The following is a 23,750-nucleotide window of genomic DNA, read 5'->3' on the forward strand; positions in this document are numbered from 1 at the left end:
GACGGCGCGCGACACCGCCCGATCCGGGTGACCGCACCGCGCGGCGAGCGCAGCGAGCCGACCGAGGCAGCGGTGCATGCACCGCGTCAGCGGTCGAGGCCGAGCGCCCGGTCGACGAGCCCGCGCGCCTCGCGCGGATCCGTGCCGAGCGCCCGGGCCCGCTCCGCGAAGCGCGCGGCGAGCTGCTCGAGCTCCCGTCGGCCCGCATCGGGCGACCAGGCGACCGTCGTGCCGTTCCGGCCGCCGGTGGCGACGAGGCCCTCCGTCTCGAGCTCGCGGTAGGCGCGAGCGACCGTGTTCGCGGCGATCCCGAGGTCCTCCGCGAGGCGTCGCACGGTCGGCAGCCGCTCCCCCGGCGCCAGCTCGCCGGTGCGGATCTGCGCGGCGAGCTGCGCGCGCACCTGCTCGAACGGCGGTTCCCCCGACGCGGCATCGACGACGATCACGGCCGGCGCCTCAGAACCGCGCCGAGAAGGCGCCGTCGGCGTGCAGCAGCTGGCCGGAGATCCATCGCCCCGCGGGCGAGACGAGGAACGCGACGACCCCGGCGATGTCCTCGGGGCGGCCGAGCCGCCCGAGCGGATGCTGGGGCGCCAGCGCTTCGTGCAGCTCCGGGCTGATCCAGCCGGTGTCGACGGGGCCGGGGTTGAGGACGTTCGCCGAGACGCCCCGCGGGCCGAGCTCGCGGGCGGCGGAGATGACGATCCGGTCGAGCGCGCCCTTCGAGGCCCCATAGGGCAGGTTGCCGGTGGTCGCGTCGCTCGTCAGGGCGACGATCGCGCCGCCGTCCGCGGGGATCTGACGGGCGAACGCCGCGATGAGGAGCAGGCTCGCGCGGGCGTTGATCGCGACGTGCGCGTCGAAGCTCTCGGCGGTCGTGTCGAGGATGCCGCTCAGCACGTCGTGGGCGTGGCTCAGCACGAGGGCGCCGACCGGGCCGCGCTCGCGGGCGACCTGCTCGATCAGCCGCTCCGGTGCCGCGGGATCCGAGAGGTCGCAGTCGAAGTCCGTGCCGAAGAGGTCGGTCGTGGCCACGTCCCAGCCGTCGGCGACGAGCCGCGGCACGATGCCGGCGGCGATGCTGTTGGCGCGGGCGGCACCGGTGACGAGCGCGACGGGCATCACCGCACCCTAGCGACGCGAGCGGCCGCCGAGCGGTGGGCGCTCGATGCGCGGCCGGCGGGAGGGCGCAGCCGGCGGGAGGGCGCAGCCGGCGGGAGGGCGCAGCCGGCGGCCGCAGTACAAGGGCTGCGCACGCGCGCATCCACCGATCGGTTGAGCCGATCTCCACCGCACGCCCGCTGTGCCCGCCGCGCCCGCTCGCGAGGATCGGCGCATGAGCGATCGAGGTTCCGGATCCCCCGCCGTGTCGGTGCAGCGCCTCGTGAAGCGCTACGGCGAGCGGATCGCGGTCGACGACGTCACCTTCGAGGTCGCCCACGGTGAGACGGTCGCCCTGCTCGGCCCGAACGGCGCCGGGAAGTCGACGACCGTCGAGATCCTCGAGGGCTACCGGCGCAGGGACGCCGGCACGGTGCGCGTGCTCGGCACGGACCCGGCCGGGGGCGGACTCGACTGGAAGGCCCGGATCGGCGTCGTGCTGCAGTCGACCGGCGACGCGGGGAGCGCCCGGGCGCGGGAGCAGCTCGCCCACTTCGCGGCCTTCTACCCGGCGCCGCGGGACGTCGACGAGGTGCTCGACGCCGTCGGCCTCGCCTCTGCCGCACGGCAGCCGGTCCGGGCGCTCTCCGGCGGCCAGCGGCGTCGCCTCGACGTCGCGCTCGGCATCATCGGCCGCCCCGAGCTCCTGTTCCTCGACGAGCCGACCACCGGCTTCGACCCGGAGGCGCGGCACCGGTTCTGGGGCCTGATCCGGCGGCTGAAGCGCGAGGGCACGACGATCCTGCTCACGACGCACGACCTCGACGAGGCCGCGGCGCTCTCCGACCGCGCGGCCGTGATCGCCGGCGGCCGCCTCGTCGACGTCGGGCCGGCCGATCGCATCGGATCCGCCGGCGCTCGCATCCCGCTCGTGCGGTGGCGCGACGCGCGCGGGGTGCACGAGCAGCGCACGAAGGACCCCGGACGTCTCGTCGCGTCCCTTGTGGCGACGGGCGGCGAGCCCGACGCCCTCGAGGTCGTCCGACCGAGCCTCGAGGAGGTCTACCTCGACCTGCTCCGCAGCCACCGATCCCGAGAGGAGCAGCCGGCATGACCGCGCTCGACACCACCCCGCTCGTCGCGCCGGGCCGGCCGCGCCGCCCGTCCCTCGTCGCGCTCGGCCTCGAGCGCACGCGCTACGAGCTGCGGAGCTACTTCCGCGCCCCGGACGCCGTGTTCTTCGCCTTCCTGTTCCCGACCCTGATCTTCGTGATCTTCGCCGCCGCGTTCAGCGCGTCCGGCACGATCGGGGCCGGACCGGACGGCCGCGGAGGCGTCACCTTCCCGGCCTACTACCTGCCCGGCCTCGTCGCCTCCGGGATCCTGCTCTCCGGCGTGCAGAACCTCGCCATCGACATCGCCGGCGAGCGCAGCGACGGCACGTTGCAGCGACTCGGCGGCACGCCGCTGCCCGTGACCGCCTACCTGCTCGGCAAGGTCGGCACGGTGGTCGTGACCGCCGTCGCGCAGCTCGTGCTGCTGCTGGCCGTCGCGCACCTGCTCTTCGGCGTCGCGCTGCCCGGCACCGTGGCGCTGTGGGGGCGGTTCGCCTGGATCTTCGCCGCGTCGGTCGTCATGTCGGTGGCGCTCGGCGTGGGGATGTCCGGTCTGCCGCGCTCCGGCCGGTCGGCGACCGCCGTGGTCGTGCCGATCCTGCTCGTGCTGCAGTTCATCTCAGGCGTCTACTTCCGGTTCGCCGAGCTGCCCGGCTGGCTGCAGACCGTCGCCGGCATCTTCCCGCTCAAGTGGGTGGCCCAGGGCATGCGGTCGGTGTTCCTCCCGGAGCGGTTCGCCGTGGTCGAGCAGACCGGCACCTGGGACCTCGGCACCGCCGCCCTCGTCATCGCCGCGTGGACGCTGGCCGGGTTGGGGATCGCGCTCACGACCTTCCGCTGGGTGCGGAAGGATCGCTGAGGTGACGACCGAGGTCGACGCGGCCCCCGGAGAGCTGCTGTGGTGGCACCTCGGCGCGGTCGCCGCCAGCGCGGTCGCCCTCGCCGTGGTCGCGCTCTCGACCCCCGGTGCGCGGCCGGTCGTCGTCGCTGGGGCGCTCGTCGTGTTCCTCGCCTGCTGGTGGGCCTTCGGACGTCACGCGCTCGACGGGCGTCCCGGTTGGGCGGTGTTCACCGCGGTGATCGTGGCGGTCGCGCTCGTCGGTGCGACGGCGCATCCGGCCTTCGCGATCTGGCAGTCGGTCGCGTTCCCGCTCGTCTGGACGCTCGCGCCCGACGTGCGCCGGGCCGTGCCCGCGAACATCGCCGTCGCCCTCGCGGTGGGTGTCGGCTACGCCGTCTCGACCGGCGCGCCGGTGGAGGCCGCGGTCGTCGAGGGGCTCTCGCTCGGCTTCAGCCTCGTGATGGGTGTCTGGATCACCCGCATCGCACGGCTCAGCGAGGAGCGCCGGCTGCTCGCCGAGCGCCTGCAGCACGCCCAGCAGGAAGCGGCGGCGCTGAGCCGCGAGGCGGGGATCTCGGCGGAGCGGGAGCGGCTCGCGCGCGAGCTCCACGACACGATCGCGCAGAGCCTCGCCGGGGTGGTGATGCTCGCGGAGCGCGCGGCGGGCCGGCACCCGGACGACCCGGACCTGCCGCTGCTCGAGGAGGCCGCCCGCTCCGCGCTCACCGAGACGCGGACGCTCGTCGCCGCGGGTGCACCGGTGCCGCTCGACGGCGGCCTCGCCGCGGCGGTCGCGACGCTCGCGACGCGGTTCGAGCGCGAGACGGGCGTCGCCGTCGCCGCGACCGTGGAGGCGGACGTGCCCCGGGAGCTCGAGGTGGTGCTGCTGCGCTGCGCCCAGGAGGGGCTCGCGAACATCCGCAAGCATGCCGCCGCGCGCGCGGTCGTCCTGACCATCGCCGCGACGGACGGCGACGTCGAGCTCGCGCTCACCGACGACGGGGTGGGGCTGCCGGACGACGCCGGCGAGCGCGGCTTCGGGGTCGCGGGCATGCGCGACCGGGTCGGTCTCGTCGGTGGCACCGTCGGGCTCACGAGCGGTCCCCGCGGCGGCACCAGCCTGCGCGTGCGGATCCCGCTGTCCGCTCGAGCGGCGGTGCCGTGATCCGGGTCCTCGTCGCCGACGACCATCCGATCGTGCGGGCCGGGATCGTGGCCCTCCTCTCCCAGGCCGACGACGTCGAGGTGGTCGACGCGGTCACCGACGGCGCGGCCGCCGTCACCGCGGCGCTCGCCACCCGCCCCGACGTGATGCTCATGGACCTGCGGATGCCCGGCCTCGACGGCACCGCCGCCACCGGCCGGATCACGGCGGCGCTGCCCGACGTGAAGGTCGTCGTGCTCACGACCTACGAGACGGACGACGCGATCCTCGAGGCGATCGCCGCCGGCGCGAGCGGCTACCTGCTCAAAGCGGCGCCTGAGCGCGAGATCCTCGCCGGCATCCGATCGGTCGCCGCGGGCGGCACCGTCATGGCGCCCGCGATCGCCGCTGCACTCGCCCGCGGCATCCGTCAGCAGCAGACCGCTCCGCGGCTCAGCGACCGTGAGCGCGAGGTGCTCGGCCGCGTCGCCGACGGACGCAGCAACGCCGAGATCGGCCGCGACCTGCACCTGGCGGAGGCGACGGTGAAGACGCACCTGCTGCACGTGTTCGAGAAGCTCGGGGTGAGCGATCGCACGCGGGCGGTGACCCGCGCGATGGAGCTGGGGCTGCTCCCCCGCTGACGGCGCCGCACGGCATGCACCGTCCCCGATGGGCACCGCACCGCTCATCCGCACTGCCGTCGTTCCTCCGCGGAGCAGACTGGCGTGGTGCGGCGGAGCAACGGCGGCCAGATGCTGCAGATGGTCCTCGGCGTCGCGTTCATCGTGATCGGGCTGATCGAGACGCCCACGGTGCACGAGCTCGGGTGGTGGTTCGCGGCGCTCGGCGTGCTGCAGATCGGGCTCGCTGCCTACGGCGTGCGCCGCAACCGCAGGCTCGACGACGCCGAGGACGCAGCTGCGCCCGTGCGGCGGCCAGCGGCGCGGGACGACGGGGATGCAGCGCCGGACGACCCCGTCCGGCCGGGCTGACGAACGGTCCTCATCCGCGTCGGAAGACCGCGCTCGACGCGCCCTTCGTGACCGTGAGCCGGCTCCCGCTCACCTGGAACCGGAGCGCGCCGGTGAGGATGCGGAAGAAGGCGGCGTCTTCCGCTCCGGGAGCACCCGTGCAGCCCATGAGGGTGCTCCCGACGCCCACGACGACGAGCTCGTCGCCGTCCGGCTCGACCGCGGCCCCCAACGCGTTGCACCGACCCATGAGCTCAGCGGTCAGCCCGCCGTTGATGTGCTCGAACGACAGCCGGTAGGGGTGCGCCGCGAGGAACGTGAGCGTGCCGCTGCCGCTCACCGACCGGTAGGTGCCGCACGAGAACGGCCGCACGTGCGCCGGCACGCAGGCGCGGTCGTTCCGGGCGACCGGCGTGCTGCCGAGCGGGGCGACGCCCTCGTGGTCGAAGGTGACCATCGCGGCGCCCAGGTCGAAGGCGAGGCCGCCGGTGCTCGCGTCGATTCGATGGGGGCCGCGCAGGAAGGCGTACGCCCAGTCCTTCGTGTTCGCCCCCTCGCCGGCGCAGCCGCCGCGCCCGTAGGTGCCGCGGCCGATCGGCACGAGGCGCTTCCCCTCGAGCCGGACGGGCTGCGTGGCCGTGAAGCAGTGCGCGCCGACGGCGTGCACGACGAGACCGGAGCGCGCCGCGTCGACCGAGAACGTCAGCGGATCCTTCGCCGGACCGCCGGCGTCGCCCACCACCGGCTTCGCGCCCCAGACCGAGCGGTAGGTGCCGCATTCGAAGGGCAGGATCTCGGCGGGGTGGCAGGTCGGCCCGGTCGCGGAGGCCGGGGTCGGGGTCGCCGTCGAGGCAGGCGCGGTCATCGGCGCCGCCGCGCCCGAGGTTCCGGCGCATCCCGCGAGCGTGAGCGCCAGGGACGCGGCCGCCGCCGCCCCGAGCCGCGAGAGGAGGATGCGCATACCCGGGGGTGTGCGGGGAGCCGCGGTTCCTCTCAGCGGGTGCGACGTGCTCGCATCCCGGCACGGACGCGGTGCGCTACTGCTCCTCCTCGGTGACGACCCAGTCCTCCTGCAGCCGTCCGCCCGAGACGCGGTGCATGGTGATGCCCCGGATCCGTGAGACCGTGCCGTCCGGCCGCTTCCCGCTGAGCCACCAGCGCTCGCCGATGAGGTCTCCGGAGGCGATGACCTCCTCCTGGCCCGCCCGCAGGTCGGTCCAGTGCTCGCCCATGCCGGTCACGAACTCGATCCAGCCGTCCGGTCCGCGGATGTCGCCGTCCTCCATGTGCGCCACGAAGTCCGGCGAGACGATCTCGCGGATCGCCTGCGGGTCGGTGTTCTCCTGGTTCCAGCGCCGGATCAGCTCCAGGTCCGCATCCGTCATCGGCGACCGTCCTTCCGTGCGGGAGGCCGGCGCGCGGAGGCGCCGCTGCAAGGCCTCCTCGCCGCAGCGGCACCGGACCGCATGCTGGCACCGGAGAACCGCGTTCCGGCACGGGCGAACGACTCTTGCGCCGCGCCCGGCCGGCGGCCCTGATCCATGTCAGCCGGCGGCGTCCTCGAGGGCGGTGAGGCGTGCCTCCATGGCGGCGAGGCGCGCGCCGGTCAGCGGATCAGCGACGGCGTCCGTGACCAGCTCGGCGAGCGCGCCCGTCAGCTTGTTCGCGAGCGACGCGACCTCGGCGGGCGACAGGCGCAGGCTGCCGACGCAGCGATCGTCGCGCCAGAGGCTGACCGTCACGAGACCGGACGGGGCGTGCGGCGAGACCCGCACCGCGCGGGTGGCGCCGCGGGCGGCCTCCCACGTCCACCGTCCGGACGGGGACTCGGGCATCGGAACCGCCTGCAGCACCATGGGGTCACGATGCTCGCGCGGCGACTCGCGGACAAGAGGAAGCGGTCGCGGTCTCGGGGACTCCGCAGTCAGGCGGCGGCGGAGCGGTGGCAGTCGGGGCACTCCCAGTGGCGCTGCTCGACCTCGCCGCGCAGCTCGAGCATCCGCCCGCAGGGGATGCAGAACCGCATCGTCAACTCGTTCTCGTACATGGAACGACCTCCACCGGCCGAGGTCGTGGGTGCGACCGGGGGCGACCGGAACGCGGGAACCGTACCGGGAGGCGCGCTCCGGGCGCGTTCCCCAGACCGGGGGTGGCCGGCCGGGTGGAGGAAGGGGTGTCAGCCCTTCGTCACGAGCGACGCGAAGACGACCGTGTTGTCGGCGTAGTCGTGGGCCTGGGGGTCCCAGTCGCCGCCGCACGTGATGAGCCGCAGCTCGGGTCCGGCGGTGTCGCCGTAGACGTCGATCGTGGGGAAGCGCTTCTTCGGCACGTTCTCGACGCGGTAGACCCGGAACTCCGCGGCGCGGCCGTCCTGCCGGCGCACGTCGACGAGGTCGCCCGGCTTCAGCTGCGCGAGCCGGTAGAAGACGACCGGGCCGGCCTTGTAGGTGTCGACGTGGCCGAGGATCACCGACGGGCCGACCTGGCCGGGCGTGGGCGAGCCGCGGTACCAGCCGGGAGGCGCGCTCTTGTCGTACGGCGGCACCTCGAGGGTGCCGTCGGCGTTGCGGCCGAGCTGCATCAGCGACGAGTCGACGCCGATGGCGGGGATGGTGAGATGCGTCGGCACGGAACGCGGCAGCGCGACCACCTTCGGGGTGGGCGCAGGGGTGGCGGTCGCTGCGACCGGTGCGGGCGTCGTCGGCGCCGCGCTCGCGGAGGGGGTGTCGTGCACGGCGTGGATCCCGGAGGATCCGGGAGGCGCCGACGGCGCGGCCCCCAGCAGGCCGAAGCCGAGGAGGACCGCGCCGCCCGCAGCGGCGAGCGCCGCCGCGCCGGTCAGGATCCGACCGGTGCGACGGCGCTCACCCGTGTTCATGCGATCAGCGCGCACGCTTCGCGGCGACGCGGCGGCTCGCGACGAACGCGGCGGCCGAGCCGAGCAGCAGGGCGAGACCACCGGCGAGCATGCCGTCGTTGGTCGTCGAGGTCTGCATGCCGCCACCGGTGCCGGCGGCGCCGGTCGGCATGCCGGACATCTGCGTCGCGTGCAGCGGGCCGCACAGGGCGGGGGCCGTCGCGGCGAGCGGGAGGTCCTTCGTCAGCGGGCTGCTGTCCTCCTTCTGCGCCTTCGCGCTCAGCTTGGCGGGGTCGAGGCCGTGCACGACGATGACCGCGTTGTCCTTCTTCACCTCGGCGAGCGTCGCGGCGTCGAGGGTGAAGGTGCGGTGGTAGTTGAAGCTGCCGCCCATGCCGAACGCGCGCTTGAGGTCGAGCGCCGACTTCGGGCTCGTGTCGCCGCTCGTCGTGAGCGTGGCGCCGATGCCGCCGTAGGCGGGAGCACCCTCGGGCGTGGAGATGACGCCGTCACCGTTCTTGTCGGCGCTCGGCATGGGGCACTCGCCGGAGCCCATGTCGTGGATGTGCGCCACGTGCGGGTAGGCGTTGCCGTTGAACTTCATCGCGAGCCCGGAGACCTTCGCGTCGACGGTGACCTGGTCGCCCTTGAGCGTGACCATCGCGACGCCGGTGCCGCCGCTGTTGTTGAGCGCGTGCAGCTGGGCCTCGTACGACCAGGAGGACTGGCTGTCCGCCATGGCCGGAGCGGCGGAACCGAGCATCGCGGCGCCGAGTGCCACCGCGGGCACGAGCGCGAACGCTGACTTCTTCATGAGATCGAACCCCTTGGGTGCAGAGCGGGCGCCGGGTCGGCTCCCTCGTGCTCAGGACTTCGGGGGCATCAGCGGGATCGATGGGACGCCTTCGGCTTTTCCCAGACTCTCTTCAGGTCGCGGGGCGCGCGCGGGGCCTGGTCGCCGCCCCCGCGGCGCCGTCAGCGCTCCTCGCGCAGCAGGCCCTCCTCGTGGTCCTGGGCGACCACCCGCTCGACGCGTCGGTCGGGCACGAACCAGATGAGGGCGACCAGGGCGTAGACGCCGAGACCGAGCCACGGCTGCACGAACGACAGCAGGATGCCGACGAGGTAGAGCACCGGCGACAGCGTGCCCTTGCGGTCGCGCCCCACGGCCTCCGAGAGCCGGGACGCTCCGCCGTGCACGCGCAGCAGCGCCGCCCTGAGCAGGAAGAAGGCGACGGCGGCGAGCAGCAGCACGATGCCGTAGACCGCGACCGGCACGGGCTCCGGGTTCTTCTGCTCGCTCAGCCAGCCGGTCACGAACGGCACGAGCGACAGCCAGAACAGCAGGTGCAGGTTCGCCCAGAGCACGGTGCCGTTCACGCGCCTGGACACCGCGAGCATGTGGTGGTGGTTGTTCCAGTAGATGCCGAGGTAGACGAAGCTGAGCAGGTAGGCGAGCAGCACCGGCAGGTCGTCGCGCAGGGCGAGCCAGGTCGCGCCGTGCGGTTTCGGCAGCTCGAGCACCATCAGGGTGATCGCGATCGCGATGACGCCGTCGCTGAAGGCTTCGAGCCGCCCGGTGCGCACGCGCTCACGGTAATCCTCGGACGGTCGTGACAGGGTCGCGGGAGCGACGGGAGGTGGCGATGGGTCGGCTCGACGGCGTCCGTGTGCTCGTCACGGGCGGCACGAGCGGTATCGGGCTCGCGATGGCGCAGGCGCTGGCCGAGGCGGGCGCCCGTGTCGCGCTCACCGGCCGCTCGGCCGATCGGGCGGCGGCGGTCGCGGCGAGGATCCCCCGGGTGATCGGCATCGGCATGGACGTCCGCGATGAGGCGGCCGTCGAGCGCGGCGTCGAGGAGGCCTTCGGCGGGCTCGGCGGGCTCGATCTCCTCGTGAACAACGCGGGACTCGGCATGCGCACGGTGAACCCCGCGTTCGCGGTGCGACCGCAGGGCTTCTGGCAGGTGCCCGTCGAGGGGTTCCGCGCCGTCGTCGACACGAACCTCACGGGCTACTTCCTCGTCGCGAGATCCGTCGTGCCGCGGCTGCTCGAGGCGGGCGCCGGCCGGGTCGTGAACATCAGCATGAACCACGGCACGATGAACCGCCGCGGCTTCGTGCCCTACGGCCCCTCGCGGGCCGGGTCCGAGGCGTTGTCGCGCATCATGGCGGCCGACCTCGCCGACTCGCCCGTGCGGGTGAACCTGCTGCTGCCGGGCGGCGCGACACAGACCGGCATGGTCGACGGGCTCGAGCGCCCAGCGGGCATGCCGGTGCTGCCCGCGAGCGTCATGGCGGACCCGATCCGCTGGCTCGCCTCGCCCGAGGCGGCCGACGTGCACGACGAGCGCATCGTCGCGAACGGGTTCGACGCGTGGCTCGCGGCGCGCCGCGCGGCGGGCTGACGGGCCGGGGCGGGCTGCCGTGGCTGCTCGCCGCGGCCCCTGTGCTGCTCGCTGCCGCCGCAGATCTCGCCGGTCCCCTCGGACTCGCCCGGCTGCCCGTCGTCGCGGGCCTGCTCGGACCGCGCAACGCGCTGACCGCGGGCGCCGCCGTCCTCGCGCTCGTCGCGACGGGCGTCGCCCTGGTCGCGCCGCGGGTCCGCCGCGCGGGGCTCCTGCTCGCCGCGGGGCTGCTCACCGGAGCGCTCCTGCTCGGTGTGGTCGCCGCCGTCCGCGGGTTCGCCGACCGGCAGCCGCCCCCGGTGGCCGCGGGGCGCATCCGCATCCTCGAGTGGAACGTCAACGGCGACCTCGTGCCGCCGTCCGAGGTCGCGCGCCTCGCGGTCCGCGAGCGGGCCGACGTCGTGGTGCTGCCCGAGATCCTCACGGCGGCGCATGCCACGTATGCCGCAGCGTTCCAGGCGGCCGGGATGCCGGTACGGGCCTTCGCGGCGACGAGGGACAGCGAGGTGGAGACGGCGGTGCTCGTCCGCACGCCCCTCGCCGGCTACGCCGCGCGTGTGGGATCGTCGGCGGCCCCGCATCGGTCGGCCGCGCTCGTGCCCCTGCGGCCGGGGCTGCCCCGCCTGGTCGCGCTGCACGCCGCGCAGCCGTCCCTGCGCGGCAACGCCGACTGGAACGCCGACCTCCGCTGGGTCGCCGCGCAGTGCCGTGCTGCCGACGTGGTCGCGGTCGGTGACTTCAACGCGACGCTCGACACCCTCGGCGCCGCGCTCGGCGGCTGCCATGACGCGGCGGGCATCGCCGGCGCGGCGAGCGTCGGCACCTGGCCGACCGCGGTGCCGCCGCTGCTCGGGATGCCGCTCGACCACGTGCTGCTCGGCAGCGGCTGGCGACTCGACGGCTACTCGGTGCTGCACGGCGAGGACCGCTCGGGCGCACGGCACCGGCCGGTGCTCGCCGTCGTCCACCCGGCGCGCTGACGCGCCCGAGTCCCGCCCTCAGCCCTCCGCCGACCGCCCCCACGTCCCTCGCGCTGGGGGCGGCGCCAAGGCCGTGGCCGGAGGAGGATGCCGCTACCCCGCATCCTCGGATGCCTCGGCCGCCCACCCAGCGGCCCCGCCCGCAGCCGGTCCCCGCCGGCCTCTGGGAAGCCTCCCCCATGCCCCGATCCCCCGGTCGCGCGCGTCGCGCACGCGCCCTGCCCCTGCCCGCGCTGCTCGCGGGAGCCGCGGTCCTCGCCGCCGCGGTGCTGCTGCTCGACGACCGGCCGACCACCGGTCACGGCGTGCTCGTCGATCTGCTCCTCGCCGCGCTGTTCGGGGCGGCCGTCACGATCCTCGCCGCGCTCCGGCGGCCCGCTCCCCCGCCGCCCCGGCTCCGGCTCGTCGCGAGCGGCGGCCGGCACGTGACGCGCGGCCCGTCCCGCTGAGCGGGTTCGGGTCTGCGCTCGAGGGCCGACCGAACCGTCCGACCGCGTCAGTCGTCGAAGCTCCATGCGTGGTCGCAGAGCTCGCAGCGCGCGGACCAGCGCTGCGCCGCGTCCGGAGCGGCGGCGGCGACCTGCACGGCTTCCGACTTCCGGCATCCGGGGCAGACGAGCATCCCCACATTCTGCCGCCGATCGCGCCTCCGGCGCTCGTGTCTCAGCGCGACCTCACCGGGGCGTCCGCTTCGCTCGTCGCGGCGGAAGGGGGCCGGATGCGCGGGGTGCCACGGATCGGGATCAAGGCGGCGGTGGTCGCCGCGGTGTTCGTCGTCGCGCTCACGGCGGGCCTGCTGTACCCGCGCTCGCTCGTGCACGGCAGCATCCGCACGGGCCCGCGGGGCCTCACCGACATCGGGCACGTCGCGGCCTCCTACGCCGCGGCGGTCTCGTGGGCGCCGTACCACCGCGGGATCGTGCTGACGGTGAGCCCCCGGACCCCCTGCCGGCTCTACCTGGAAGGGGTCACCTCGACCGCCCCGCAGCGGGACGACGTCCAGCTGCAGCAGACGGGCAGGGTCTGCAGGGGGCCTCGGCGGGTCGAGCACTTCGTGCTGCCCCTGCCGATCGTCTGGGGCCCGGGCCAGCCGGCGCGGGTGCGGCTGCCTGATCGGGTGCTGGTCCTCAGGTGGAAGCCGGCGCTGAAGACCGTGGCGTGAGCTACGGGATGGCCCAGAAGTGCTGCCAGCTGCCGAAGGTGCGGTAGAGCCACAGCCCCTGCAGCAGCACGGACACCACGAGCACGACGCCGAGCACCGTGCGGCTGCGGATCGTCGCGAAGGCACCCGCCGCGGGCGCCATCGGCATGAGCAGCCGGAACGTGCTCGACTGCGGGAAGAACACCCCCAGCAGGTAGAGCGCCCAGGAGAGCAGCCACAGGCGGTTCACGTCGCCGAGCCGGCGGATCCACGGCGTCAGCAGCAGGGCCGTGAAGCCGGCCAGCAGCACCGCGAGCACGATCGGGCCGAAGCGCCCGAACCAGAAGTCCGCCGCCCAGAGCCATGAGGTGCCCGGCGTGAAGTGCGCGTCGCCCGTCCACGTCTCGCGCCAGGCGAGCTCGGTGCGGAGGTAGGCGTCGGGCACGCCGGTCACGGCGGCCGCGACCCAGCTCCAGGCGAACCCCGAGACAGCCGCGACGGCGGCGAGCACCGCGGCACCGGTCAGCTCGCGCCGCGGAGGGCGCGGGCCGCCGCGTCGCGCACGCAGGAGCTGCACGCCGACGACGAGCGCCACCGTCAGCGCGACCGCCTGCACGCCGGGCCGGGTGAACGCGAGCAGCAGGGTCGGCGCGACGGCGCTGAGGTAGCGGCGCCGGTCGACGAGCAGCAGCACGGCGAGCAGCAGGAACAGCCCCATCGACTCGGCGTATGCGGCCTGCAGCATGAACGACAGCGGAGCGAACGAGAACACGAGCACGCCGACGAGCGCACCGCGACGCCCGACGTGCGGCCGGAGCAGCGCAGCGAGCAGCAGCGCGGCGCCGAAGCCGAACGCGGTCGAGGTGAGCTCGGCCACGGGGTCCCACAGCCGGTCGTTCCCGAAGGCGAGGATCTTGACGAGGTACGGGTAGGCGGGCAGGAACGCCCAGGCGCTCGTCTGGTTGACCCCGCCGATGGGCGGCGGCAGGTGGATCGGGTAGCCGGAGAAGGCGACGAGCTTGTACCACTGGCCGTCCCAGGCGGCCATCGCGCTCACCAGCGTCGCGTGGGTGCCGATGCGGGACGTGGGCCGGGCGAAGTGCACCGCGAGCAGGAACAGCACCGTGCTCAGCACCCGCGAGGCCGCGAAGATCCCGACGACGGGCACCCAGGCCCGTCGTGTCCAGGCCGGTGCGGCAGCCGCCCTCGCGACCGGCACCGCGGTCCCCTGCGTCGTGGTCACGTTGCTCCCCCGTCCGCCCGCCGGGAACGGCGGGCACCGTGCCTGCCTCGCAGCGTGCCCCGCGGCAGGCTCAGGAAGGGCTGAGACGCGGCCGGCGGAGCCAGGTGTCGGCCGGCTGCACCGCCCAGGCGGTGAGGACCCGCACCGGTCTCAGCCCGAGCACGAGGGCGAGCCCGATCGCGCCGAGCGTGAGCACCGCCAGCCCGGGCGGCCCCCAGGACGCCAGGGTGTCGTGCACCCCGTAGTGCTGGGCGAACCGCACGACCAGGCCGTGCAGCAGGAACGGGTACATGGTCGCCCCCCCGAGCGCGGTCATCCATGACGCCTTCGTGGGGATGAGGGCGAGCGCCGCGGCCACCAGCACGACGGTGGCGAGGTCGAGCAGGGCCGTCTGCCCGACGAACCGGAGCATCGTCACATGCAGGTCGATGTCCGTGTACTCGCGGTCGAACCACCGGAGATCGAGGCCCTGCCCGACGGTGGCGGCGAGGACCGCCGCCACGACGAACGCGACCGCCGCGCCGATGCGCACCGGGATGACGCGGAGACGCTCGAGGTGCTCCGGACGCAGCTGCATGCCGATCACGAACCACGGCAGCATCTGCAGGGTCCGCGCCAGGGAGAACACGTTGCTCGGCACGGTGATCGCCGACACGAGCGACACCGCGAACGCGATCACGACCGGCTGCGGCACGGCGCGCCAGAGGGGCGCGCTGAGCCGCCAGACGAAGAGCGACACCAGGAACCAGGTCACGTAGATCGGGCTCGAGAAGTGCAGGTTGAAGGGCTGATGCGAGAGCACCGAGGCCTGCCAGGCGTACAGGGTCTCGAAGATCAGGTAGGGCACGAGCACGGTGAGCACGAGCTTGCGCATCTGGCTCGGGCCGCCGTCGTAGCGCGTCGAGAGGTAGCCCGATACGAGCGCGAACGCCGGCATGTGGAACGTGTAGACGACCTCGTAGGCCGCCTTGATCACGGGCGACTGGTCCGTCAGCGGGTACCAGTTGTGCCCCAGCACGACGAGCACGATCAGCACGAGCTTCGCGTTGTCGAAGAACGGGTCGCGCGCTGCCCGCGTGCTGGACGCCGCGGCCGGGGGCGTCTCGGTGCGGGTCACCCCTCCAGGATGCCGCGGAAACACCAACGCGTGGTGAATACGGCCCCCCTGATCACGCTCGACGCGCGGCCTCGATTCTTGCGCGGCCCTCAGCCGGGACGGGCCACAGTGGGCGCGTGAGCATCGACGACCTCCTGCCGCTCCCGGAGCCCGCGCCGGGCGACCCCGGGCAGCCCGGCGCGGATGCGCCGAGCGTGAGCGCCGACCGGCCGCCGACCTGCCCGACCCGCACCCGCTGGTACCGGAACGGCGCGCTCGCGAAGGAGGGCTTCCCGGCGGAGGACCTCAGCGAGCGGCTCGAGGAGGACCCGGCCTCGTTCGTCTGGCTCGACCTCTACGACCCCGACATCGAGGACCTCGCGATCGTCACCCAGGAGTTCGGGCTGCACCCGCTCGCGATCGAGGATGCCGTGCACGACCGGCAGCGGCCGAAGCTCGACCGCTACGCGTCGCACCTGTTCCTCAACGTGTACGCGGTCGACGCCGAGGACGACGGGCTGCGCACGAGCGAGGTGAGCGCGTTCGTGCTCGAGCGGGCGCTCATCACCGTGCGGAAGGCGGACTTCGACATCGACGCGCTCGTCGCACGCTGGGACAGCGCGGGATGGGTGACGAGCGCCGGCGTCGGCGGCCTCCTCCACGGCCTGCTCGACGCGATCGTCGACGGCCAGGCACGGGCTGTGGACCGCGTCGGCGACGCGGTCGAAGGGCTCGAGGACGCCCTCTTCGACGACGACAGCCGGCTCGACATCCGGCGCCGCGGCTTCGAGGTGCGCAAGGACCTCGCGACGCTGCGCCGCGTGACCCTGCCGATGCGCGACGTCGTGGGCCGGCTGCTGCACGCGGAGGAGGGGCATCTCGTCCCCGACCGGCTGCAGCCCTACTACCAGGACGTGTACGACCACGTGCTGCACATCGGCGACGACGTGGAGAGCGACCGGGACCTCGTCGCGAACGTGCTCGAGACGAGCCTCAACCAGCAGAGCAACGAGCTGAACGAGGTGACGAAGAAGCTCGCCGCCTGGGCGGCGATCATCGCCGTGCCCACCGCGATCACGGGCTTCTACGGACAGAACGTGCCGTACCCCGGCTTCGCGCACGAATGGGGCTTCATCACGAGCACCGTCCTCATCGTCCTGCTCGCGGGGGGGCTGTACCTGCTGCTGAAGCGCCGCGGCTGGCTCTGAGCGCGGCGACGCGGACCCCGCCTCCTCGGCAGGGTCCGCGTCGTCGTCGCGTTGCGGGCTCAGCCGCGCTGGAGCCCTCCTGCCGCGGCGGGGCCGCCGAACCCGAGGTCCTCCTCGTCCGCGCCGCGCTCCCGGTCGTCGCCGACCTCGGCGCCGTCGAGGCGGTCGCCGGCCACCGTGCCGTCGAGGCCGTCGCCGTCGGACCGCTCGGCCGCGCTCTCGGTGTCGCTCCTGGCCGTGCCGTCGGTCTCGCCGCCGATGTCGGTCATGCCGTTCGTCTGGTCGAACGGGCGCGCGATCGTGTCGTCGTCGCCCGTCGTGCTGCGTTCGTCTGTCATGGCGGGACGCTACGCCCGGCCTCCCGCGGCGCTGCCGCCTCTCGACGAACGCACAGCGATCATCCGGGTCAGCCGCGCGCCTCGAGGTAGGTGCGGACGTAGCCGCTGTACTGCTCGGCGATGCGCCGACGCGCCTCGTCCTCGTCGAGCGACCCGTCGAGGCGTCCCTCCAGCACGTCCCACCAGATGCTGCGGCCGATGGCGAAGCCGACGAAGCCCTCCACGGGCGCCGCGACGCGCAGCCACGCGTCGAGCCGCTCCTTGGGCGCGTGACGGCCGAGCACGATGCAGGAGGCGTCCCGACCGTCGCGCCGCGCGGCCTGGACGATCGATTCGGCGGCCTCGCGGGTGTCGAGCCCCTCGATCTTCCAGATCGCCGGCTCGACGCCCGCGTCCTGCAGGAAGCGGATCACCAGGGCGGTGAGCCCCGGTCGCACCTCGCGGTCGTACCGGTCCTGGTCGCCGCCGACCCGGGCGAGGTCGTCGTCCGTGGCGGGCACGAGCAGCTCGAGGATCAGGTCGTGCCCGTGCTCGCGCGACCAGCGCGAGACCGCGGCGAGGCGCTCGGCCTGGCCGTGGCGCTCCCCGGCGTCGAGCGCGGGGTTGTCGCGGATCAGGACCTTCGCGTGGTCGGCGCCGAAGAACTCGGCGTGCCGCTGCCAGTCGTCCCCGTAGGCGAAGCCGAACCACTGCTGCCCGCTCGCCTCGATCGGCATCGCGAGCGTCACCCGTTCGTCGGCGGCCGCGAGCTCGGCCGGCGAGGCGCCGTACTGCTCGTCGACGAGGAAGCCGGGGCGCACGCCGGACGGCAGCGACTCGACCGCGTCGAGCAGGCCGCGGAAGACGAGCAGCTTGTTCGCCGCGATGCTCGCCGCCTGCTGCGGCGTCGGAGCGCGATCGAGGTCGTAGAGCTTCTGCTCGATGCTGTCGCGCTGGTCCATCGCGAGGAGGAGGAGCGGGGTCGGGACTGCCATGGGGCAATCCTCCGCGCGGTCCCTGCGTCCGCCCCGAGCACGTGGGGCGACCGGCGGAAGCGGCTCCTGACCGGGCCCTCGGCGCCTCGTCGAGGCGCTCAGTAGACTCGCGGGATGGCTGCTGCTGACCGCCTCGTCTGGATCGACTGCGAGATGACCGGTCTGGACCTCGAGGTCGACGAGCTCGTCGAGGTCGCCGCCGTCGTCACCGACTTCGAGCTGAACGTGCTCGATCCGGGGTTCGACATCGTCATCAAGCCGAACGACTCCGCCCTGGCGCAGATGGGTCCCGTCGTCCGCGACATGCACACGAGCTCGGGGCTGCTCGAGGCGATGCAGCACGGCGTGAGCCTCGGCGAGGCCGAGGCGAAGGTGCTCGAGTACCTGCAGCGCTTCACCGCGCCCGGGCAGGCGCCGATCGCGGGGAACACGATCGGCACCGACCGCTCGTTCCTCGTGCGGCAGATGCCCCGGGTCGACACGCACCTGCACTACCGCAGCATCGACGTCTCCTCCATCAAGGAGCTCGTGAAGCGCTGGTTCCCGCGCGTCTACTACAACGCGCCCGCCAAGCACGGCGGCCACCGGGCGCTCGCCGACATCCTCGAGTCCATCCGCGAGCTCGCCTACTACCGGCGCACCGCGTTCGTCGCGCAGCCCGGGCCGGCCTCCGACCAGGCGCAGGCCGCCGCCGCCGAGGTCGTCGAGGCCTTCGCGCACAGCGCGGTTCCGAAGGCCTGACCGGCGTTGCGCTAGACTCGACGGCGCTCCGCGCTGCGCGCACGGGGCCGTGGTGGGCGTAGCTCAGTTGGTAGAGCGCTGGCTTGTGGTGCCGGAAGTCGCGGGTTCGAGTCCCGTCGTCCACCCCATCTCCCCCGGTCCTCCGGGCGCCGCCTCGGCGCGTCCCGCGCTCGTCGTAGCACACCGAACACGTGTACGAGCAGCGGTGTCGGAGGTGTGTTCGATAATCGTGGCATGCTCACGCACCAGGACATCCGGCTCCTCGAGTTCGAGGAGCGCAACCCCCGCCACACCCCCGCCAAGGTCGACGCGCTGCGCAACCGCCTCGGCATGAGCGCGGCGCGCTACTACGAGCGGCTCGACCGGCTCGCGCGCCGACCCGAGGTCGTCGACGCGTACCCGCGCGTGGTCGCCCGTGTCGAGCGCCGCGCCGAGCTGCGTCACGAGCGCGACCGCTTCCGTCGGGCGGCCTGAGCGCGGCCCGCTACGGTTCCCCCGTGCAGAGGACGCGCGGCGGCGAGGCCGCATGACCGGTCCGCTCGTCGTCGTCGGCGGTCTGCCGGGCACCGGCAAGACGACCGTCGCCTCTCTCGTGGCCCAGCGGCTCGGGGTCGGCTTCATCCGCGTCGACACGGTGGAGCAGGCGCTCCGCGACCACGCCGACCTCGCTGGACCCGTCGGCGTCTCGGGCTACGCCGTCGCCTACGCCCTCGCCGCGGAGCAGCTCGCGCTCGGCCTCGGTGTCGTCGTCGAGTGCGTCAACCCCCTGCGGGTCACGCGCGACGCCTGGGCCGAGACCGGCCGTGCCGCGCGCACCGCGGCGCTGCAGGTCGAGCTCGTCTGCAGCGACACCGTCGAGCACCGCCGGCGCATCGAGACGCGCACGGTGTCGGTGAAGAACCTGGTGCCGCCGACCTGGCACGAGGTGCGCACCCGCGAGGTCGAGCCGTGGACGGGCGAGCGCCTCGTGCTCGACACCGCTGTGCTGTCCGCCGACGAGGCGGCCGCCCGCGTGCTGCGCCGGATCGGCACGGCGTGACGCTCCGGCTCTCCGAGGAGGAGTTCGAGCACCTCGTCGGCGACGAGCTCGACGCGCTGCCCGACGAGATGCTCGACGGCCTCGAGAACGTCGCGTTCGTCATCGAGGACGAGCCCGGCGACGGCGAGACCCTGCTCGGGCACTACCAGGGCGTCGACCTGACCTCCCGCGACCGGTACGGCTTCGGCGAGCTGCCCGACCGCATCGTGATCTACCGGCTGCCGCACCTCGACACCGCCGAGACGCTGGACGAGCTGCGCGACGAGGTCCACGCGACCCTCGTGCACGAGATCGGCCACTACTACGGCCTCGACGACGACCGGCTGCACGAGCTCGGCTGGGCCTGAGCCCCCGGTCCGGCGCTGCGGCTCAGAGGTGTCGCGACTCCTCGTTCGGGTCGGCCTGACCCTGCAGGGTGTCGCTGAGGTCGGCGTCGAACGTGAAGGTCACGTAGGTCTCGCCGTTCAGCTGGCGCCGCTCGCCCGCGACGTAGTCGAACATCGCCTCCGTGCCGTCGACGAGTGCCAGCTGCGCGAGCCGCTCCTCCGGCTGACCGTCGACGAGGAAGCGGTGCTCGGTCTGGCCGTCGAGCGGGCCGCCCGCGTACTCCGCGACGTACTTCCTGGGCTCGGCGGACTGGGTCGCATCGCTCATGCCGTCACGGTAGCGCCGGAGCACTGGTGATCCTCTGACCGGGCAGCGCGACCCCGCCGCGCAGCACGAGGTCGGCGAGCCGGGGCTGCGGGTCCTTGACCCGCGCGCGCCGCTCCTGCGCCGCCCAGCGGCGGTGGCCCGGCATCGCCTCGGGCGGATCTCGGTGCAGGATCCGCTGCCGCCTCACCGCGTCGTCGACGTCGAGCAGCACCGCGGCGTCGGCGAGCGCTCGGCTCGCGCCGGTGAGCGCGCCGCATCCCTCGACGACGAGACGCCCACCGGGGCGCAGGCTCGCCGGCGGACCCGGCCGATCGGCCGCCCAGTCCCAGGTCGGCCACGAGGCGGCCTCGCCACGCCGCAGAGCCGGCAGGACGCGCTCGGCGAGCAGCGCAGCGGCGGCCTCGAGCCCGTCCCAGCCCGGGTAGAGGTCCTCGACGGCGAGCACGCGCGCGCCGAGCCTGGCGCCGAGCCACGCCGCGAGCGTCGTCTTGCCGCTGCCGGACCGGCCGTCGAGCAGCAGGACGCCGGCGCTCCCGAGCCGCGGGCGCACCGCCTCGAGCACGGCGGTCGCCGGCGTGGCGCCCGGCGGCGCGGCGGGCAGCGCGTCCACGGTGCCTCGCCTCCCCCGGCGGTCCCCGGATCCGCCAGCCTAGGCTCGGAGCATGGAGCTGTGCGTCTTCACCGAACCGCAGGAGGGGGCGTCGTACGCCACCCAGCTCGCCCATGCGCAGGCGACCGAGCAGCTCGGGTTCACGGGCTGGTTCCGCAGCGACCACTACCACGCGCAGTTCCGCGACGGGCTGCCCGGGCCGACCGACGCCTGGACCACGCTCGCCGGTCTCGCCCGCGAGACGCGCCGCATCCGGCTCGGCACCCTCGTGTCGAGCGCGACGTTCCGGCACCCCGGCATCCTCGCGATCCAGGTGGCGCAGGTCGACGCGATGTCGGGCGGCCGGGCCGAGCTCGGCCTCGGCACCGGCTGGATGGAGCGGGAGCACCGCGCGTACGGCATCCCGTTCCCGCCGAAGCGGTTCGGGCTGCTCGAGGAGTCGCTCGAGATCGTCACCGGGCTCTGGAGCACCCCGCTCGGCGAGACCTTCTCGTTCACGGGCGAGCACTACCGGCTCGAGGACGCCCCGGCGCTGCCGAAGCCGATGCAGGCCCGCGTGCCGCTCATCATCGGCGGCATGGGCCCGAGCCGCACGCCGGCGCTCGCGGCCCGCTTCGCGACCGAGTACAACGCCGCCTTCGCCGACGAGGCCGCGATCGGCGCCGCGCTGGACCGCGTGCGGGCGGCGGCGCGCGACGTTGGACGGCCCGACGGCGACCTGCGGCTGTCGGTCGCGCACCAGACGGTCGTCGGACGCACGGACCAGGAGTTCCGGGCGCGCGCGGAGCGCATCGGCGCCGACCCGGTGCAGCTGCGGGCCGAAGCCCTCGGCGGCACGATCGCGGAGGTCGCCGACCGTGTCGGCCGCTACGCCGAGCTCGGCGCGGACCGCGTCTACCTGCAGGTCATCGACATGGAGGACCTCGAGCACCTCGAGGTGCTGGCCGAGGCGCTGCTCTAGGGCGCCGCTCGTCGGTGCCCGCCGATTCGGCTCACCGGCGCTCCCGCACCCGATTCGGTCCAGGGGCGGGATCCGGTGCTCCCGTCCGAATCGGCGGCGGCCGCGCCGCCACGATTCAGTCGGATGGACCACCGCGGCGGCGTTCAGGACGCACGGTCCTGCATCCGCGCCGGCGTCCTGGATCCTGGCCGCTCCCGGCGACCACCCGCCACCGATTCGGCCCACCGGCGTTCCCGCACCCGATTCGGTCCAGGGGCGCGATCCGGTGCTCCCGTCCGAACCGGTGGCGGCCGGGGGCGCGAGCAGGCGCCGGCTAGGGCACGTGGAGCGTCACGGTGTGCAGGCCGGTGGCACCGTCGGGCGCGACGCCCTGCATCCTCGCGGTCTGCACGAGGCCGTGCCGGTCGGTGGCGCGGACGCGGACCTGGTGCGTCCCCGTCGTCGCCGTCCAGCGGAACCGCCACTGCCGCCACAGGTCGGGGGTCACCTCGGTCGAGAGCTCGCAGTCGCGCCACGGCCCGTCGTCGACCTGCAGCTGCACGCGCGCGATGCCGGTGTGCTGGGCCCACGCGACGCCCGCCACCGTCACGACGCCGGCCGAGATCGCCCGGTCGGGCACATCGATGCGGCTGCCGACCTTGATCGGCGCCTTCGCCGAGTACCCGCGGGTCGTCCAGTACGCGGTCGCCGCGTCGAACCGCGTGACCTCGAGGCGCGTCAGCCACTTCGTCGCGGACACGAACCCGTAGAGCCCCGGCACGATCATGCGCACCGGGAACCCGTGCAGCTCGGGCAGCACCTCGCCGTTCATCCCGATCGCGAGCAGCGCCTCGCGCCCCGGGTCGGTGAGCGCGGAGAGCGGCGTGCTCGCGGAGAACCCGTCGGCGCCCGACGAGAGCACCATGTCGGCGCCCGCCCTCGGGCGGGCGAGCTCGAGCACGTCCCGGATCGGGATCCCCTGCCACACCGCGCTGCCGATGAGGTCGCCGCCGACCTCGTTCGAGACGCACATGATCGTGGTGCGGCTCTCCCGCGTCGGCATGCCGGCGAGCTCCGCGTAGGTGAGCGTGAGCGGCCGCTCGACCTCGCCCGTGACCTGCAGCGCCCAGGTGGCCGGGTCGAGCTGCGGCGGCGAGAGGGCGATGTCGATGCGGTAGAAGTCGGGCGTCGGGGTGATCAGGGGCGCGAGGTCCGGCACGTCGAGCTGCGCGCCCGCGGGCAGCGGCCCGACCGGGGAGACGGGCCGCGGCAGCCGGATGCGGGCGATCGCCGCAGCGGCGCGCCGCGCCGGCGCCTGCATCGCCTCGGCGCCCGCCGCAGCCACGATGCCGAGCCCGGCCCAGACGCCGGCACCGAGCAGCAGCGCGCGGCGGGAGGGGCCCGCACCGCCCGGCTCGCGCAGCGGACGGGTGAGCCGGCCGAGCACGACCACCGCCCCGAGCGCGGCGACGAGCGTCGGCACGACGTCGAGCGGCGACGCGCCCGTGCGCGTGACGACCGCGACGGCCGCCCCGACGGCGAGCGCCACGGTGAGCAGCCGGCCGGCGGGCGCCCGCCGCGCCTCGAGCACGCCCGCACCGGCTGCCGCGGCGGCGAGCACGACGAGCAGCACGACGACGAGGAACGCCTTGTCGCCGGTGCCGAAGAGGCCGATGACGGCGTCCTTCACCCCGGGCGGGGTCAGGTCGATGACGAGTGAGGCCACCGACAGCAGCGGGCTCGCCGACGGGCGCAGCAGCGCGGCGACGAGCTCGGACGCGCCGACCGCGACCGCGGCGGCCGCGAGCCCGGCGAGCGCGCCGATGCCGTCCCTGTGCACGGCCGGAGGCTACCTCCGCGTGCGGGCGCGACTGCGCGGGAGCGCTACTTCTTCAGCGCCTTGATGATCCGCGCGAGGGCGCGCCCCGCGACGATCGTGAACGGGATGCCCACGGCGAGCAGCGCCACCGGGTTCGCCTGGAACCGCACGCCGAGGCTGTCGCCGATGTACGCGCCGATCGGCAGCGTGTAGCCGCCGCCCCCACCGCCACCGCCGCTGCCCTCGCCGTCGGGTCCCTCCCCCTGTCCGGCACCGAAGCCGTAGGCGACGAGCGCGACCGGCACCACGGTGGTGCCCTCGATCTCCTGCGCGTCGCCGTACACGGCGGAGACGCCGAACGACTTGACGGTGTCGGCGAGCTGGACCGCGAGGTTCGTCATGCGGGCACGGTACCGAGACCGGGCCGCCGTGCGTCTGGGAGAGCGCTGCGGGTCCCGGCGCCCCCTGCCGTTCAGGGTCTTCCGTGAGGCTGCCGCGGCTACGGTGCACTGTCGCTTTTCCGACAC

Annotated in this window: 33 protein-coding genes and 1 tRNA gene; 16 read left to right on the forward strand and 18 right to left on the reverse strand. The window is 74.3% G+C overall.

Annotated features, from left to right (window positions below):
* Positions 1-86: 86 nt before the first annotated feature.
* Together QDR37_RS01610 and QDR37_RS01615 are read right to left on the reverse strand one after the other, a co-directional pair.
* Positions 87-446: a GntR family transcriptional regulator gene (locus tag QDR37_RS01610; protein ID WP_279711791.1), complete on the reverse strand. Its 360-nt coding sequence runs from the start codon at positions 444-446 to the stop codon at positions 87-89.
* A 10-nt stretch (positions 447-456) separates the two neighbouring features.
* Positions 457-1,122 (reverse strand): SDR family oxidoreductase, encoded by a 666-nt coding sequence (locus QDR37_RS01615; protein WP_279711792.1) that lies wholly within the window; start codon positions 1,120-1,122, stop codon positions 457-459.
* Between the two features lie 214 nt (positions 1,123-1,336).
* On the opposite strand from QDR37_RS01615, the gene QDR37_RS01620 reads away from it, so the two are divergent.
* The 5 genes from QDR37_RS01620 to QDR37_RS01640 all read left to right on the forward strand — a co-directional run bounded on the left by QDR37_RS01620 (position 1,337) and on the right by QDR37_RS01640 (position 5,196).
* Positions 1,337-2,215 (forward strand): ABC transporter ATP-binding protein, encoded by an 879-nt coding sequence (locus QDR37_RS01620; protein WP_279711793.1) that lies wholly within the window; start codon positions 1,337-1,339, stop codon positions 2,213-2,215.
* A complete protein-coding gene (locus tag QDR37_RS01625; RefSeq protein WP_279711794.1) occupies positions 2,212-3,075 on the forward strand; it encodes an ABC transporter permease in 864 nt (287 codons plus the stop codon). The genes QDR37_RS01620 and QDR37_RS01625 overlap by 4 nt, the downstream gene beginning before the upstream one ends.
* Position 3,076: 1 nt before the next feature.
* Complete coding sequence (locus tag QDR37_RS01630; protein ID WP_279711795.1) at positions 3,077-4,222, forward strand: sensor histidine kinase; 1,146 nt, start codon at positions 3,077-3,079, stop codon at positions 4,220-4,222.
* Positions 4,219-4,845 carry a response regulator transcription factor gene (locus tag QDR37_RS01635; RefSeq protein WP_279711796.1) on the forward strand — a complete coding sequence of 209 codons (627 nt, stop codon included), beginning with the start codon at positions 4,219-4,221 and terminating at the stop codon, positions 4,843-4,845. The genes QDR37_RS01630 and QDR37_RS01635 overlap by 4 nt, the downstream gene beginning before the upstream one ends.
* Before the next feature lie 84 nt (positions 4,846-4,929).
* On the forward strand, positions 4,930-5,196 hold the full coding sequence (locus QDR37_RS01640; RefSeq protein ID WP_279711797.1) for a hypothetical protein: 267 nt from the start codon (positions 4,930-4,932) through the stop codon (positions 5,194-5,196).
* Positions 5,197-5,206: 10 nt separating this feature from the next.
* Here the strand turns inward: QDR37_RS01640 and QDR37_RS01645 are convergent, their stop codons facing one another.
* From QDR37_RS01645 to QDR37_RS01675, 7 genes are all read right to left on the reverse strand, one after another.
* A complete protein-coding gene (locus tag QDR37_RS01645; protein WP_279711798.1) occupies positions 5,207-6,136 on the reverse strand; it encodes an META domain-containing protein in 930 nt (309 codons plus the stop codon).
* A 76-nt stretch (positions 6,137-6,212) separates the two neighbouring features.
* Positions 6,213-6,560, reverse strand: a complete 348-nt coding sequence (locus QDR37_RS01650) for a nuclear transport factor 2 family protein (protein ID WP_279711799.1) — start codon at positions 6,558-6,560, stop codon at positions 6,213-6,215.
* Between the two features lie 159 nt (positions 6,561-6,719).
* Positions 6,720-7,010 (reverse strand): hypothetical protein, encoded by a 291-nt coding sequence (locus QDR37_RS01655; protein WP_279711800.1) that lies wholly within the window; start codon positions 7,008-7,010, stop codon positions 6,720-6,722.
* A gap of 89 nt (positions 7,011-7,099) precedes the next feature.
* Positions 7,100-7,222 (reverse strand): hypothetical protein, encoded by a 123-nt coding sequence (locus QDR37_RS01660; protein ID WP_279711801.1) that lies wholly within the window; start codon positions 7,220-7,222, stop codon positions 7,100-7,102.
* Positions 7,223-7,351: 129 nt separating this feature from the next.
* Positions 7,352-8,053 carry a class F sortase gene (locus QDR37_RS01665; RefSeq protein WP_279711802.1) on the reverse strand — a complete coding sequence of 234 codons (702 nt, stop codon included), beginning with the start codon at positions 8,051-8,053 and terminating at the stop codon, positions 7,352-7,354.
* A 4-nt stretch (positions 8,054-8,057) separates the two neighbouring features.
* On the reverse strand, positions 8,058-8,846 hold the full coding sequence (locus tag QDR37_RS01670) for a CHRD domain-containing protein (RefSeq protein ID WP_279711803.1): 789 nt from the start codon (positions 8,844-8,846) through the stop codon (positions 8,058-8,060).
* Between the two features lie 161 nt (positions 8,847-9,007).
* Positions 9,008-9,619 (reverse strand): TMEM175 family protein, encoded by a 612-nt coding sequence (locus QDR37_RS01675; RefSeq protein WP_279711804.1) that lies wholly within the window; start codon positions 9,617-9,619, stop codon positions 9,008-9,010.
* Between the two features lie 59 nt (positions 9,620-9,678).
* Here QDR37_RS01675 and QDR37_RS01680 point away from each other — a divergent pair, with 59 nt between their 5' ends.
* The 3 genes from QDR37_RS01680 to QDR37_RS01690 all read left to right on the forward strand — a co-directional run bounded on the left by QDR37_RS01680 (position 9,679) and on the right by QDR37_RS01690 (position 11,869).
* On the forward strand, positions 9,679-10,440 hold the full coding sequence (locus QDR37_RS01680) for an SDR family NAD(P)-dependent oxidoreductase (RefSeq protein WP_279711805.1): 762 nt from the start codon (positions 9,679-9,681) through the stop codon (positions 10,438-10,440).
* A complete protein-coding gene (locus QDR37_RS01685; protein WP_279711806.1) occupies positions 10,410-11,420 on the forward strand; it encodes an endonuclease/exonuclease/phosphatase family protein in 1,011 nt (336 codons plus the stop codon). Before QDR37_RS01680 ends, QDR37_RS01685 begins: the two co-directional genes overlap by 31 nt.
* 179 nt (positions 11,421-11,599) lie before the next feature.
* A complete protein-coding gene (locus QDR37_RS01690; protein WP_279711807.1) occupies positions 11,600-11,869 on the forward strand; it encodes a hypothetical protein in 270 nt (89 codons plus the stop codon).
* Positions 11,870-11,916: 47 nt separating this feature from the next.
* Here QDR37_RS01690 and QDR37_RS01695 read toward each other — a convergent pair whose 3' ends face one another.
* On the reverse strand, positions 11,917-12,042 hold the full coding sequence (locus QDR37_RS01695; RefSeq protein ID WP_279711808.1) for a hypothetical protein: 126 nt from the start codon (positions 12,040-12,042) through the stop codon (positions 11,917-11,919).
* Positions 12,043-12,138: 96 nt separating this feature from the next.
* On the opposite strand from QDR37_RS01695, the gene QDR37_RS01700 reads away from it, so the two are divergent.
* Entirely contained in the window at positions 12,139-12,582 is a 444-nt protein-coding gene (locus QDR37_RS01700; protein WP_279711809.1) for a hypothetical protein, read from the forward strand.
* 1 nt (position 12,583) lies between these two features.
* On the opposite strand, the gene QDR37_RS01705 is transcribed toward QDR37_RS01700, so the two are convergent.
* Together QDR37_RS01705 and QDR37_RS01710 are read right to left on the reverse strand one after the other, a co-directional pair.
* Positions 12,584-13,804 (reverse strand): hypothetical protein, encoded by a 1,221-nt coding sequence (locus QDR37_RS01705; protein WP_279711810.1) that lies wholly within the window; start codon positions 13,802-13,804, stop codon positions 12,584-12,586.
* Positions 13,805-13,874: 70 nt separating this feature from the next.
* A complete protein-coding gene (locus QDR37_RS01710; protein ID WP_279711811.1) occupies positions 13,875-14,921 on the reverse strand; it encodes an acyltransferase family protein in 1,047 nt (348 codons plus the stop codon).
* A gap of 116 nt (positions 14,922-15,037) precedes the next feature.
* Here QDR37_RS01710 and QDR37_RS01715 point away from each other — a divergent pair, with 116 nt between their 5' ends.
* Positions 15,038-16,108: a magnesium transporter CorA family protein gene (locus QDR37_RS01715; RefSeq protein ID WP_279711813.1), complete on the forward strand. Its 1,071-nt coding sequence runs from the start codon at positions 15,038-15,040 to the stop codon at positions 16,106-16,108.
* Positions 16,109-16,167: 59 nt separating this feature from the next.
* Here the strand turns inward: QDR37_RS01715 and QDR37_RS01720 are convergent, their stop codons facing one another.
* Both QDR37_RS01720 and QDR37_RS01725 read right to left on the reverse strand, forming a co-directional pair.
* A complete protein-coding gene (locus QDR37_RS01720; protein ID WP_279711814.1) occupies positions 16,168-16,446 on the reverse strand; it encodes a hypothetical protein in 279 nt (92 codons plus the stop codon).
* Positions 16,447-16,514: 68 nt separating this feature from the next.
* Positions 16,515-17,420, reverse strand: a complete 906-nt coding sequence (locus QDR37_RS01725; RefSeq protein ID WP_279711815.1) for a DUF2090 domain-containing protein — start codon at positions 17,418-17,420, stop codon at positions 16,515-16,517.
* 114 nt (positions 17,421-17,534) lie between these two features.
* On the opposite strand from QDR37_RS01725, the gene orn reads away from it, so the two are divergent.
* From orn to QDR37_RS01750, 5 genes are all read left to right on the forward strand, one after another.
* Positions 17,535-18,161 carry an oligoribonuclease gene (gene orn, locus QDR37_RS01730; RefSeq protein ID WP_279711816.1) on the forward strand — a complete coding sequence of 209 codons (627 nt, stop codon included), beginning with the start codon at positions 17,535-17,537 and terminating at the stop codon, positions 18,159-18,161.
* A gap of 52 nt (positions 18,162-18,213) precedes the next feature.
* Positions 18,214-18,289 (forward strand) — tRNA-His (locus QDR37_RS01735).
* A 106-nt stretch (positions 18,290-18,395) separates the two neighbouring features.
* On the forward strand, positions 18,396-18,635 hold the full coding sequence (locus tag QDR37_RS01740; RefSeq protein ID WP_279711817.1) for a DUF3263 domain-containing protein: 240 nt from the start codon (positions 18,396-18,398) through the stop codon (positions 18,633-18,635).
* A 52-nt stretch (positions 18,636-18,687) separates the two neighbouring features.
* Complete coding sequence (locus QDR37_RS01745) at positions 18,688-19,200, forward strand: AAA family ATPase (RefSeq protein WP_279711818.1); 513 nt, start codon at positions 18,688-18,690, stop codon at positions 19,198-19,200.
* A gap of 68 nt (positions 19,201-19,268) precedes the next feature.
* Complete coding sequence (locus QDR37_RS01750) at positions 19,269-19,547, forward strand: metallopeptidase family protein (protein WP_279713533.1); 279 nt, start codon at positions 19,269-19,271, stop codon at positions 19,545-19,547.
* Between the two features lie 22 nt (positions 19,548-19,569).
* On the opposite strand, the gene QDR37_RS01755 is transcribed toward QDR37_RS01750, so the two are convergent.
* Together QDR37_RS01755 and QDR37_RS01760 are read right to left on the reverse strand one after the other, a co-directional pair.
* The gene (locus tag QDR37_RS01755; RefSeq protein WP_279711819.1) at positions 19,570-19,854 is read right to left on the reverse strand and encodes a hypothetical protein; all 285 of its coding nucleotides are present in this window, start codon (positions 19,852-19,854) and stop codon (positions 19,570-19,572) included.
* A 4-nt stretch (positions 19,855-19,858) separates the two neighbouring features.
* Positions 19,859-20,464 carry a hypothetical protein gene (locus tag QDR37_RS01760; RefSeq protein WP_279711820.1) on the reverse strand — a complete coding sequence of 202 codons (606 nt, stop codon included), beginning with the start codon at positions 20,462-20,464 and terminating at the stop codon, positions 19,859-19,861.
* A gap of 52 nt (positions 20,465-20,516) precedes the next feature.
* On the opposite strand from QDR37_RS01760, the gene QDR37_RS01765 reads away from it, so the two are divergent.
* Positions 20,517-21,425 carry a TIGR03560 family F420-dependent LLM class oxidoreductase gene (locus QDR37_RS01765; RefSeq protein ID WP_279711822.1) on the forward strand — a complete coding sequence of 303 codons (909 nt, stop codon included), beginning with the start codon at positions 20,517-20,519 and terminating at the stop codon, positions 21,423-21,425.
* Positions 21,426-21,738: 313 nt separating this feature from the next.
* Here QDR37_RS01765 and QDR37_RS01770 read toward each other — a convergent pair whose 3' ends face one another.
* Both QDR37_RS01770 and QDR37_RS01775 read right to left on the reverse strand, forming a co-directional pair.
* The gene (locus QDR37_RS01770; RefSeq protein WP_279711823.1) at positions 21,739-23,244 is read right to left on the reverse strand and encodes a molybdopterin-dependent oxidoreductase; all 1,506 of its coding nucleotides are present in this window, start codon (positions 23,242-23,244) and stop codon (positions 21,739-21,741) included.
* Between the two features lie 44 nt (positions 23,245-23,288).
* On the reverse strand, positions 23,289-23,624 hold the full coding sequence (locus QDR37_RS01775; RefSeq protein WP_279711825.1) for a hypothetical protein: 336 nt from the start codon (positions 23,622-23,624) through the stop codon (positions 23,289-23,291).
* Positions 23,625-23,750 lie beyond the last annotated feature (126 nt).

This window comes from Amnibacterium sp. CER49 (genome assembly GCF_029846255.1).
In the GTDB taxonomy this organism is placed as follows: Bacteria; Actinomycetota; Actinomycetes; order Actinomycetales; family Microbacteriaceae; genus Amnibacterium.